Here is a 12,758-nt window from a genome sequence, read left to right as displayed (position 1 = left end):
ATACGGTCCCGATGACCGCAGGACTGTGCGTTGCACGCACCATGCCGCGCCGGGCGCGACAGGGGCGTGACATCCACTATTCTTCGGAATGATGTAAAAAGTCTGCGTCGATGCTGCGCTGCGGGAGCCGATCCGCCGCGGCGGTCGATTGCCCTGGGCTGTGTCGCAGAAGACGCAGTCCGCATCCGCCCGACGTCCTCCGCAGCCCCCGCGTCCCGCGATCAGGCCGCCTGGATGAAGCTGTCGAGGACCATCTTCCGGCCGGCCTTGTCGAAATCAACGGTCAGCTTGTTGCCGTCCACACCCGCGACGGTGCCGGGGCCGAACTTGGTGTGGAACACCCGCATGTCGACGCTGAAAGCGGAGGGCGCACCCGTCGATTTGGCGATGAGCTCGCCCTCGATCTGGCGCGGGCCGCCCCGACTGGCCGGCGAACGGTTGCCGACCCCGTAGCCGTTGGCGTTTCCGGACTGCGCCGTATTGGCCTGGGCCCGCTGCCAGCCGGGCGTGCCGTAGGACGAGCCGAAGGGCGCCGGGTTCCGGTCGAAGCGCGAGGCCCCGGCCGCGAAGTGGGCGGGGGCATCGATCACGTCGACGCTGTCCTCGGGCAACTCGTCGATGAAGCGGCTCGGCACCGTGGAGGACCACAGGCCGTGGATGCGCCGGTTGACGGCGAAGGACAGCTTGGCGCGCTTGCGGGCCCGGGTCAGGCCGACATGGGCGAGGCGGCGCTCCTCCTCCAGCCCGGCGCGGCCGCTCTCGTCGAGCGCCCGCTGGTTCGGAAACAGGCCATCCTCCCAGCCCGGCAGGAAGACGGTTTCGAATTCCAGGCCTTTGGCGGCGTGGAGGGTCATCAGCGAGACCCGGTCGGCCCCCTCCTGCTCGCTGGCCTCCATGACCAGCGAGACGTGCTCGAGGAAGGCGGCGAGGTCCGGGAACTCCTCCATGGAGCGGACGAACTCCTTGAGGTTCTCCAGGCGTCCGGCGGCGTCGGCCGACTTCTCCTTCTGCCACATCTCGGTGTAGCCGGATTCCTCCAGGATGGTCTGCGCCACCTCCGAATGCGGCTGGGTTCCCACCAGCCGGGCCCAGCGTGAGAAGCTCTCGACCAGGGCGCGGACGCCGGACCGGGCGCGGGGCTTCAGCTCGTCGGTCTCCACGACGAGGCGGGCCGCCTGGAGCAGCGGCACCCGCTCGGCCCGGGCATAGGCGTGCAGCGCCTGCAGGGTGGCGTCGCCGAGGCCTCGCTTGGGCGTGTTGAAGATGCGCTCGAAGGCGAGGTCGTCGGAGGGGTTGGCGGTGACGCGCAGATAGGCGAGCGCGTCGCGGATCTCGGCCCGCTCGTAGAAGCGCGGGCCGCCGATGACCCGGTAGGGCAGGCCGAGCTGGACGAACCGGTCCTCGATCTCGCGCATCTGGGCCGAGATGCGCACCAGCACGGCGATCTCCGAGAGGGGATGCTGCTGGGCCTGGAGACTCTCGATGGCTTCCGCCACCTGGCGGGCCTCCTCCTCCGAATCCCAGGCGCCCGACACCGTCACCTTCTCGCCGGCGACGTCCTCGGTGCGCAGGGTCTTGCCGAGGCGGCCCTCGTTCTTGGCGATGAGGCCGGAGGCGGCGGCGAGGATATGGCCGGTGGAGCGGTAGTTGCGCTCCAGGCGGACCACCACGGCGCCTGGAAAGTCGTGCTCGAAGCGCAGGATGTTGTCGACCTCGGCGCCGCGCCAGCCGTAGATCGACTGGTCGTCGTCGCCCACGCAGGCGACGTTGCGGTGGCCCTGCGCCAGCAGGCGCAGCCAGAGGTACTGGGCGACGTTGGTGTCCTGGTACTCGTCCACGAGGATGTAGCGGAAGCGCTGCTGGTAGTTTTCCAGCACGTCCGGGTTCTCGCGCCAGAGCTTGAGGCAGAGCAGCAGCAGGTCGCCGAAATCGGCGGCGTTGAGGGTCAGGAGCCGGGCCTGATAGGCGGCATAGAGCGCCCCGCCCTTGCCGAAGGCGAAGGCCTGGGCCTCGCCGGGCGGCACCTGCTCGGGCAGGAGGCCGCGGTTCTTCCAGCCGTCGATGGCCGAGGACAGGGCGCGCGCGGGCCAGCGCTTCTCGTCGATGTTCTGATCGACGATGACCTGCTTCATCAGCCGCAGCTGGTCGTCCATCCCGAGAATCGTGAAGTCGGAGCGCAGGCCCACCAGTTCGGCGTGCCGGCGCAGGATCTTGGTGCCGATGGAGTGGAAGGTGCCGAGCCAGGGCATGCCCTCGCCGGCCGGCCCGATGAGCCCGCCGATGCGGTGCTTCATCTCGCGCGCGGCCTTGTTGGTGAAGGTCACCGAGAGGATGTCGAAGGGCCGCGCCCTGGCCGTCGCGATCAGGTGGGCGATGCGCGTCGTCAGCACCCGTGTCTTGCCGGTGCCGGCCCCGGCCAGCACGAGCACCGGCCCGTCCGTCGCCTCGACGGCGCGGCGCTGCTCGGCGTTCAGCCCTTCGAGGTAGGGCGAGCCCTGCGGCCGGAGGGAGGCCATGGCACGGGCGGCGATGGAGGTCGGGGCGGCGTCGGAGGCGGATGCGCCGGCCGCGTCGAAGCGTTGAGTCATCGCGCATCCCTGGACCAAAACGCGAACGGCGTCGAGGGTCGCGCGCGTTTCCGGAGTGGCCCGGCCTCCGCCTGGACGGTCTCCGAGGCTCCATCTCGGACGCACCTCGTATCCCGGAGAGTGTCGGATCGGCGATTAAATTCATCCGAAAATCGGATGAGGAATTTCCGCCAGCCCGGGCCAGGACTATGTCTCGACGGGATGGGTGAGGCGCGGCGATGGGCGAGCTCTATCAGTCGGGGAGCATCATCATTCGGTTCTATGCCAACGATCATCTGCCGCCGCATTTCCACATCCTGACACCGGATGACGAGGCTCTCGTGGAGATTGCCACCCTCCGACTGTTGGCCGGCGCCCTGCCGGGCAAGATCGAGCGCGAGGCCCTGGCCTGGGCCGCCGAGAACCGCGCCGCCGTCGCGGCCGAATGGAATCGGACCAACGCCCGCTTCCCGATTGCCTGAGGAGGTTGCCGTGAACGATCCCCTGCCCCGCATCTCAACCGTCATCGCCACGGGTCCCACCGGCCTCGGCGTGATGTGGCGCGACGACCGGTCCGACCGCGTGGACCTCGCCGGATGGATCGCCACCGGCGGTGAGATCCTGTCGCCTCTGAACGATCCGGCCCTGTTCGCGACGGTCCGGCTCGGAGATCACGGGACCTCCGTGGAATGGGGCAGCGAGGACGGGGACCTCGCCATCGATGCGCATCATCTCAGGCTGATCGCGGACGAACAGCGGCGGTTCGGCCGCGCGGAGGTGACTGCGTGGCAGACAGCCGCCGGACTGTCGAACCAGGAATCCGCGGATTTCCTCGGCCTCTCGCTGAGCACGTGGAACGCCTACAAGGCGGGCATCAGCGCGGTGCCGACTCCCGTTGCGATGGCGTGTCGGGCGGCCCTGCGCGACCCGATCCTGCTCCACGCCCATTACCGGCCGCGCAAGCGGGGCCGCCCGCGCCGCGTGGGCGCACCCAGCGCGGCGTAGGGTGGCGCGGTCCGCCAGGCAGAGACCGCGACACACTGAGACTCCGGCGGCCAAGGACGGAAGAGGACTGAAACCCGCAACCTCCCGTCGCTGCCGACGATCGATGCGGCAGTCTCACGCAGCGTCGCAGAACCTTCGAAAACCGGAACCCGCCTTCCCACCGGCAGGTCGTCTCACCAGATCACGACATCACAGTGCACCTGACAAGGACGCCGCCATGCGTAGCTCCCCCGCCCTTCTCGCCGGCCTCGCGCTCCTCGCCGCCGGTCCGGCCCTCGCCCAGGTCTCGTCGCGGGGCGTCGACAGCCTGAATGCCACCAACGAGCGCCTGTCCAACCGCAGCGAACTCCGGGGCATCGAGCAGCGCCAGCAATTCGACACCAACCAGACGCGTCTGCAGATCCAGCGCGGCGACCTGTTCCGGCCGAGCGCGCCCCCCGCCCCGATCGTCGTTCCGGGCCGTCGCTGAGCCGCGGCCCCGGGGCGCCGGACGCGGCGCGCCGGCCCTGGCGCGCGCGTGCGTTCCCTGTGCTATGTCCGCCGACGGAGCGGGGCCCGACCCGGGTGACGAGGCGGAACAGAGACGGTGCGTGACATCCTGACCGCGCTGGCGGGCGCCGTCATCCTGCTCCTCGTCGCGGCGCTCGCCGTCCCGCCCTTCGTGGCCTGGGAGGGCTATCGCGGCACGATCGACCGGACGATCGCGCGCTCCCTCGGGGTCGCGGCTCAGACCGAGGGCCGTATCGGTGTCCGGCTCCTGCCCTCGCCGCGCCTCAAGCTCGATCGCCTGCGGCTGGGGTCCGGGGCCGGCGCCGCGCAGAAGCCCGCCCTCGACCAGCCCCAGCTCGACCTGCAGTGGATCAAGGCCGAGATCGCCCTGGCGCCCCTGCTGAAGGGCGAGATCCTGTTCACCGAGACGCGGGTCGGCCGGGCGGAGGTCAAGCTCCCCGTCACCGATGGCGAGGCGATGCTCCTGCCCACGCGCGGGCTGTCGGCGGCCCTGCGGCGCGACCTCGCCATCGAGGACCTGTCGATCCGGCAGTTCGTGCTGACGACCCAGGTGCTCGCGACGGGCCGGACCGAGCAGTTCTACGCCGAGGCCCTTCAGGTCTCCGCGCCCGCCCTCGTCGGCCCCTGGCGGGCCGAAGGCACGAGCCGGGGCGTCCCCTTCCGGGTCTCGACCGGTGAGCTCGGGCCCGACGGCGTCAACGTGAAGATCGCGGGCGGCGGCGACACGCAGCCCCGCTTCGAGGCCGATGCCCGCATCGGCCTCGCACCCGCCGGCACGGCGACGGGCGGACGGCGCCTGACCTCGGCGGTGGCCGAAGGCAGCGCCCGGATCGTCGTCGGGCCGCCGGTCCAGGCGGCGGGCGCCTATCTGCCCTTCTCCCTTGCCGGCAAATTCAAGGGGCGCGGCCTGACGGCCCGATTCACCGACGTCGCCCTGGAGATCGATCCCGGCGGCCAGGCCCTGCGCCTGGGCGGCTCGGGTCAGCTCGACCTGAAGCAGTGGCGCGGCGCCCTGGCGCTCTCCGCCCGTCGCCTCGACCTCGACGCCTTCCTGACCTCGGCGGCCGGACAGGCGCTGATCGCCCGCGGCCTGCCGAACACCGGCGGCCGCAACGGCCTCGGACTACCGATCATGGTGGATCTGGACCTCGCGGCGGAGAGCCTGGCCCTCGGCCACGACGAGTGGACGGGGCTGGCCGCCAGCGGCACCCTCGACCGCACCGGCGGCGTGGTGCTGCGCCGCCTCGACGTCACCGCGCCGGGCGCCACGGCCCTGGGCGCCAGCGGTGAGATCGACACCGAGACCGGCCTGCGCTTCACCGGGCGCCTGTCCCTCGACACGCCGGCCTCCGACGGGTTCGGCCGCTACCTGCGGCGCCTCGGGCTCGAAGGCCCGGCCGTGGCGGTGATGGACGGTCGTCCGGTGCAGGTGAATACCGACCTCTCGGTGGCCGCCGGCACGGTGTCCCTGCGCAACCTGCGCCTCGGGCTCGGCGAGGCCCGCATCACCGGCAATGCCCGCTACACGGCGGCCGAGGGACCGGCGCGCGGCCGCTTCGATGCACAGCTCGCCGCGCAGGGCATCGACATCGCCGCCCTGCCGGTGCTGAGCGGCACCCTCGCGGACCTGCGGGGCCACGATGTCGGGATCACGCTCCAGGCCCGGGACGTGCGCTACGGGCCCGCCGGCGCTCATTCGGGCAACGGCACCATCGCGGCGAGCATCCAGTCGGACGGCCCGAGCCTCGTGGTCGACAGCCTCGCCATCACCGACCTGGCCGGCGCCAATGCCAAGCTCTCGGGCCGGATCAGCCCGGACGGCACGGGCCGGATCGCCGGGCAAGTCTCGGCGGCGGTGGCCGCCCCCCTGTTCGCGCTCCTCGACCGGGTCTGGGTGGCGGAGGCCCGCCGGGTCCCGGCCTTCCTGCGAAACGGGGCTCTCGACCTCGCGGTCAACCTCGAGCGGGATGCGGGCGCGGCCGACACCCTGCGGGTCGGCGCCAAGGGCGACGCGGCGGGCGGCACCCTCGACCTCGACCTCCTGAGCCGGGCGGGCCGCATCGACACCCTCGACCTCACCATCGCGACGGCGAACGCGGCCCCCTGGTTCGGGCGCACCGATGTCCAGGCCCTGCGCCGGCCCGGATACCTGCGCATCGCCGGCGTAGCCGCCCCGTCCGACGGCACCGCGTCTCCCGGGGGGCTCGCCCTGCGCCTGAGCGGGACGGTCGCCGACATCACCGTCGCGACGGTGCAGCCGATCCTCCTCGACGCCGCCGAGCCCCTGCCGCGAGCCGGCGCGCTTCAGTTCGCCCTGCCCGATCTCGCGCCGCTCCTCACCCTGGCGGGCAGCGCCGTGCCGATCCCCGGGCCGCTGCCGGCCGATCTCGGTCTGCGCCTGTCGCGGGCCGGCCCGGACCTGCGCCTGGGCGTCGTCGGCCGGATCGCCAGCCAGCCCGTCTCGGCCGACCTCACCCGCACGGCCGAGGGCGCGATCGGCGGCAGCGCGTCCCTGACCCGCCTCGCCCTGCCGCTTCTGGCCAGTGCCACGATCCTGCCGACCGAGGCCCCGCGCGGACCCGGCCAGAGCCCCGCGAGCGCGCGGTTCGCGCCGGTTCCGGCCGGCCGGCCGGCGGTCTCCCTCGGCCTCCGGGTCGACAGCCTCGACCTCGGGCGCGGGCTCACGGCGACCGGCGCGACCCTCGGCGTCACCCTGGACGGCGAGACCCTGACCCTGCGTGACCTCGACGCGACCCTCGCCGGTGGACGCATCGCGGGACGCGCGACCTCGACACGTCAGGGCGGCGCCGCCGCGCTCTCCGGCGAGGGCCAGATCACCGATGCGGCGATCCCCGGCTTGGTCGGCCCGGGGCCGGTGGACGGTCGGGTCTCCGCCCAGCTCCGCTTCGGCAGTTCGGGCGAGAGCCTGACCGGATTGATGAACAACCTCGGCGGGAGCGGCACCCTCACGCTCACCGGCCTCAGCCTGCCGGGGGCCGATCCGGCCGGTCTCGATCGGGCGCTGACACGGGCGCTCGCGGAGGACGATCCCCTGCGGGAAGGCCGCCTGCAGGCCCTCGCGGCCGAGGAACTCGGCGCGGGCCCGCTCACCGTGAAGGGGCCGGTCTCGAGCCCGGCGAGCCTCGTCGGCGGCACCTTGCGGGCCGGCCCGCTGACCTTGCCCCTCGGATCCGCGCGCTGGAGCGGGACTCTCGGCGTCGACCTGAGGGACGCGCGCATCGATGCGCGCGGGTCTCTCCTCGCCGGCCAGGCGCCCAAGGGCTGGAGCGGGGCGAACCCCTCGATCCAGCTCGGCTTCAGCGGTCCGATCCGAAACCCTGAGCGCAGCATCGACGCCGGACCGGTGACCAACGGGCTCGCCGCCCTGGTGCTCCAGCGCGAACTCGAGAAAATCGAGCTGTTCGAAGCCGACCAGAGCGAGCGCCAGCGCCGCCGCGCCCGCATCGAGATGGACAGGGTCCGCGCTCTCGCCATCAAGGCCGCGGCGGACAAGCTGGCGGCCGAGAAAGCGGCCTCCGAGGACGCCGCCCGCCAGGCGCGTCTGCGGGCACAGCAAGCGGCCCAGCAGGAGGCCGAAAGGGCCGCCGAAGAGGCGGCGCGCCGCCAGCGCAGCGAGCCGGAGCCGCCCCGGGACCGGGAGGGTCCGCCCCCGGGCCCCTAGCGGAAGGGGTGGGCGGTGCCGTTCTACATGAAGATCAGCTCGTTGATCTGACCGGCCAGGTCGGCATCGTAGGACCAGTTCGACTTCCCCACCAGATCGCTGGTGCGGAGCACATCGCGGGGAACGCCCCCTGGACCCTCGGCCATCAGGGTGTCGTTCTTGAACAGGCGCATGTAGCCCCCGTCGTCCACACTGGCCTGCCATCGGGCCGTTTCGCCTTCCACGATCGCATCGTAGGCGGTGATCCGGTAGGTTTCCGACCCCGCGATGATCTCGAAGGCCATGTCGTCACTCGTCCAGGCTTGACCGAGCCAGACGTTGTCCTCCCAGGCCCCGTTGCCGGTGTCGAAGATGCGCTGGTAACTGCCACCGGCCAGATCGTCGAAGCGGGCTTCGGCGAACACCTTGAAGGCGCCCTCGATCTCTGGGATCCCTTTGTACGCGGTGACCTCCAGGTCGCTGACCTTGCCCGCCAGTGGCGCATCGATGGACCAGGGGGATTTGCCGACGAACTCGTTGGTCCGTTCGATGTCCTTCGGCACGACGCCCTGCCCCTCGGCCAGGATCGTACCGTCCTTGAACAGGCGCATCCAGCCCGCCTCGTTGACGCTGGTCGTCCAGGACGCCTCCCGTCCCTCCACGATCGCATTCCTGGCAATCAGGGTTCCCTCCCTGCTCCCGTTCTGGATCGTGAACTGCATGTCATTCGACGTCCCAATCTGGCCGAGGAAGACGTTGTCGCCACTCGTTCCGTTGCCCAGGTCGTAGACCCGCTGCCAGGGACCCGCATCGAGATCGTCGAACCGGACCTTGGCGGTGGCCGAGAAGGCGCCGTGAAGATCGGCGACTCCGTCCGCCTTGAAGCTCAGGTCGTAGACGGTGCCCATGAGGTCCGTGTCGTATGACCAGTTGGACTTGCCCACGAGGTCGCTCGTACGGACGATGTCGCGGGGGACCTCACCCTGCCCCTGCGCCAGGAGGACCCCGTCCTTGGACAGGCTCATGCGCCCGTTGGGGTCCACGGCAGCCGTCCAGCGCGCCTCGACCCCCTGCACGATCGCATCCTTGGCCACGATGCGATGCACGCCGGAGCCGGCATAGATCTCGAAGCCCATGTCGCGGCTGCTGCCGACCTAGCCGAGCCAGATGTTATCGCTCCACGCTCCGTTTCCGGTGTCGAAGACGCGCTGATGGCTGCCGCCAGCGAGGTTATCGAAGCGCACCAGGGCGCTGGCCACGAAGCCGCCGTCGATCTCCGGGATGTCGGCCACGAAGGCCTCGTCGGAGGTGTCCGTCAACAGCATCTCGAACCGGCTCTTGGAGTCGGTCCCGATGGGGCCGAAGCGTGCCCGGAGGTGAGCCAACAAACCCTTCACATCAAGTTCGACGTCGCCGATGCGCAGGGATTCGATCCCCGTGAGGATGTCGACCTCGCCGCTGGCGATGTTCTTGATCCTGAGGGCGCCGCCCCTGCTGGTGGCATCGTAGATGACGGCAAAGTCGGCGGGGTTACCGGAATACATCGCCCGGTCGCGGCCCTCGCCGCCATCGAGGGTGTCGTACCCCCACCCCCCATCCAGGATATCGTCGCCCGCACCACCGATCAGCGTATCGTTGCCGCCGCTGCCGAACAGGCTGTCGTCGCCGGTCCCCCCGTCGATCCGATCGTCGCCCCACCCGCCATCGACCCAGTCATCCCCACCAAACGCAAAGAATTCCTCGTTCGGGTAGTCGAGCCCGATCCGGTCAGCCCGCTCGGTGGCGATCGGCATGCCCATATCCTGGAAGATCGCGAGATCGAGATCCGTGATCGGCGCACGGCTGCCCACAGAAGACCAGGGGTCCATCAGATCCTCTCGACCGGCGACATGGGAGCGGGAGTCGTCGAGCGGGATCGAGCGGCCGTTCGAAGCCTGAACGTTGGGCCCAGAGAACTCGTTGTTCCCGTTGGACCATGTGGCCGGAAGGTCGACGAATCCCAGGGCATGCCCGAATTCATGCTGGAACAGCGAATAGGCATCGATTTTATCCCACGGAACAGAGGCCGCACCCGTCGGATCGTAAAACAAGCTGTCGAGCCGGTGCTCGCCCAAGGTTACCTTCCCGTCCGGAGCGCCTCCATTTCCGTCCCAACCCAAGCGCGCCTTGTGAATGGCTGCCGAGAAGCGTCCGTCCCAGGTTCCGTTCGGACCCCCGTTCGCGAGATAATTCCCACCTCCGACGTTGCCGATTGCGACGGTGAGGTCGATCGTGCCGTTGCCCTGGATATACTTGCCCCAACCATCGGCGGCAGCTTGCGCAGTGGCTAGGATGAGGTCCGCTCGCCCGCCGGCTTGGCTCCGGGACCAATCGTCGGCCCATGTCACTGAAATTCTCGTCATGCACACCCCCTCGGGACACAACCAAAAGTTGCCTCACGGGAGAATGCCGACCAGGGATGCGGCGGATCTTACAAGGACCAATAAAGTTGCGCGGTTCGAAGCAATTCGGGGCGGGATTTCGTCCCGCCCCTCGATCTGGCTCGACCTTCGCCCGCGTACGCCTCTCAGGCCCTGCCGACGGCCAGCAGGGCGAAGGCCTGGATCAGGCCGACCTCCTCCAGGCGATCGAAGCGCCCGGCGGCGCCCCCATGCCCCGCCTCCATGTTGATGCGCAGGAGGATCGGGCCACCGCCCGTCATGGTCGCCCGCAGGCGCGCGACCCACTTCGCCGGCTCCCAGTAGGTCACGCGCGGGTCGGTCAGGCCACCGAGCGCCAGGATCGCCGGATAGGCCTTGGCCGCCACGTTGTCATAGGGCGAGTAGGCCAGGATCGTCTCGAAAGCCGCGAGGCTCTCGCGCGGGTTTCCCCATTCCGGCCATTCGGGCGGCGTCAGAGGCAGTTCACCATCGAGCATGGTGTTCAGCACGTCGACGAAGGGCACGTCGGCGACGATGCCGGCAAACAGCTCCGGCGCGAGGTTGGCGACCGCCCCCATCAGCATGCCGCCGGCCGAGCCGCCATGGGCCACGATGCGGCCCTGGGCGGTATAGTCGGCTTCGATCAGAGCGCGGGCACAGGCAACGAAATCCAAGAAGGTGTTGGGCTTCTTGTCGCGCTTGCCATCGAGGTACCAGCGCCAGCCCTTCTCGGTCCCGCCACGCACGTGAGCGATGGCGTAGACGAAGCCGCGGTCGACCAGCGACAGCAGGTTGGTGCGGAAGGCGGCCGGCATCAGCGTCCCGTAGGAGCCGTAGCCGTAGAGCAACAGCGGGGCGGTACCGTCGAGCGGGCAATCGCGCCGGTGTAGCAGCGAGATCGGCACGGTCTCGCCGTCCGCCGCCGTGGCGAACAGGCGCCGGGTGACGTAGTCCGCCGGGTTGTGGCCGCTGGGCACGGTCTGACGCTTGCGCAACTGCCGGGCCCGGGTGACGCAGTCGTAATCGTAGGTCTCCGCCGGCGTCGTCATCGACGAGTAGGTGAAGCGGATCACCGCCGTCTCGAACTCGTGCCCCGGCTGCAGGCCGAGGGAATAGGCCTCCTCGGCGAAGGCCACCACGTGCTCGTTGCCCTTGGTGTCGCGCACGACGATCCGCGGGCGTGCATTCTCGATCTCGAGGCGCACGAGATGATCGGCGATCACGTGCTGGTGACGGATCATCACGCCGGGACGATGGGCGATGACGTCGGTCCAGTTCTCGCGACCGGGAGCCTCCACCCGGGCGGTGACGATCTTGAAGTCCTCGGCTCCGTCGGCATTCGTGAGGATGAAGAGGTGGTTGGCCCAGTTCTCGACCGAGTAGATCAGCAGCGGCTCGCGCGGCTGCACCACGGTGAGCGTACCCTCCCCCGTCCGACGGTCGAGGAGATGAACCTCGGACGTTTCGTGGTCGCTGGCCGTCACCATGAGGTAGTCGCCCGATTGCGTCTCCTCGATATGGACGAAGAAGCCGGAATCGGCCTCCTCGTAGACGAGGGTATCGGCGTCCTGCGCGGTGCCGAGACGATGGCGCATCACTCGCGCGGGCCGGTGGTTGTCGTCGACGGCGACGTAGAAGAAGGCTCGGGAATCGGCGGTCCAGACCACCTCCCCGGTGGTCGCCTCGACGCGATCCGTCAGCTCGGAGCCCGTCTCCAAATCACGCACCCGGATGCTGTGCAGTTCCGAGCCCTTGGTGTCGGCGCTCCAGGCGAGCAACCGGTGGTCATCGGAATGGACCGCTGCGGCGATCTCGAAGAAGGTCAGCCCTTCACCTTCGCGATCACCATCGATGAGGATGACCTCCCCCTCTTCCGGCCCCCCATCGGCCGCCGTCTCAGCGCCCTGCCCGGGGATCACCACGACGGTACGCGGCCGCCGACACACCAGCGGATACTGTCCGCCCTCGCGATGGCGGGTGTAGTAGGCATAGGGGCCGTCAGGCTCGGGCACGCTGCTGTCGTCCTCCCGGATCCGAGCACGCATCTCGGCGACGAGGGTTTTGCGCAGCGCAGTGGTGTTCGCGAGCGCGGCGTCCGAATAGGCGTTCTCACCTGCCAGATGCTCCCGTATATCGGCGGGCAGGGCCGCCGGATCCTTAAGGACATCCCGCCAGTTTTCAGCCTTCAGCCAAGCATAGTCGTCGCGGATCACATGGCCGTGGACTTCGTAGGTGTGCGGGCGCACTTCCGCGACCGGAGCGGTGGCTGAAACCGAAAGGCTTGTTGATTGGGAGGCCATCGCAAAAAATCCTGGCGCAGGGTCGAGACACGGAGACGCGTCGCTCCATATTGCCGTGCCATGTGGCGCGAGCGTGAGCTGCAAGCAAGCGCGTGGGGAGTGCGGGACATGGAACGAGGGATGCGGCCGCTGCTGCGGCAATCTGTCCGACGGTCTCTCGGGGGCTCATGCTCGGACGCCTGGATGAAGATCCCGAGAATTCGGCAAGGTTGAAATATTGTTCGCAACAGTTGCTTGACGTTATCGAACTGCGCACGCCCGTCTTGCGATGTCATTGAGAATAGCATATCAAGAA

6 protein-coding genes and 1 pseudogene are annotated in these 12,758 nt (G+C 69.6%); 4 read left to right on the top strand and 3 right to left on the bottom strand.

Annotation, left to right across the window (positions count from 1 at the left end; genetic code table 11):
• Positions 1 to 221 precede the first annotated feature (221 nt).
• Entirely contained in the window at positions 222 to 2,588 is a 2,367-nt protein-coding gene (locus tag ASG63_RS03120; RefSeq protein ID WP_056211989.1) for an ATP-dependent helicase, read from the bottom strand.
• 218 nt (positions 2,589 to 2,806) lie between these two features.
• Here ASG63_RS03120 and ASG63_RS03115 point away from each other — a divergent pair, with 218 nt between their 5' ends.
• From ASG63_RS03115 to ASG63_RS03100, 4 genes are all read left to right on the top strand, one after another.
• Positions 2,807 to 3,049: a DUF4160 domain-containing protein gene (locus ASG63_RS03115; RefSeq protein ID WP_056211987.1), complete on the top strand. Its 243-nt coding sequence runs from the start codon at positions 2,807 to 2,809 to the stop codon at positions 3,047 to 3,049.
• A 10-nt stretch (positions 3,050 to 3,059) separates the two neighbouring features.
• Entirely contained in the window at positions 3,060 to 3,572 is a 513-nt protein-coding gene (locus ASG63_RS03110; protein ID WP_056211985.1) for a DUF2442 domain-containing protein, read from the top strand.
• A 217-nt stretch (positions 3,573 to 3,789) separates the two neighbouring features.
• A complete protein-coding gene (locus ASG63_RS03105) occupies positions 3,790 to 4,041 on the top strand; it encodes a hypothetical protein (protein WP_056211983.1) in 252 nt (83 codons plus the stop codon).
• A 117-nt stretch (positions 4,042 to 4,158) separates the two neighbouring features.
• On the top strand, positions 4,159 to 7,764 hold the full coding sequence (locus ASG63_RS03100) for an AsmA family protein (protein WP_056211982.1): 3,606 nt from the start codon (positions 4,159 to 4,161) through the stop codon (positions 7,762 to 7,764).
• Between the two features lie 23 nt (positions 7,765 to 7,787).
• On the opposite strand, the pseudogene ASG63_RS26985 reads toward ASG63_RS03100, so the two are convergent.
• Positions 7,788 to 10,145 (bottom strand): annotated as a pseudogene (locus tag ASG63_RS26985) (hemolysin).
• A gap of 164 nt (positions 10,146 to 10,309) precedes the next feature.
• Positions 10,310 to 12,463: a S9 family peptidase gene (locus tag ASG63_RS03090; protein WP_056211979.1), complete on the bottom strand. Its 2,154-nt coding sequence runs from the start codon at positions 12,461 to 12,463 to the stop codon at positions 10,310 to 10,312.
• Positions 12,464 to 12,758 lie beyond the last annotated feature (295 nt).

This window comes from Methylobacterium sp. Leaf94 (assembly GCF_001426045.1).
Lineage (GTDB): Bacteria > Pseudomonadota > Alphaproteobacteria > Rhizobiales > Beijerinckiaceae > Methylobacterium.
This window is presented reverse-complemented; position numbering and strand designations above follow the sequence as displayed.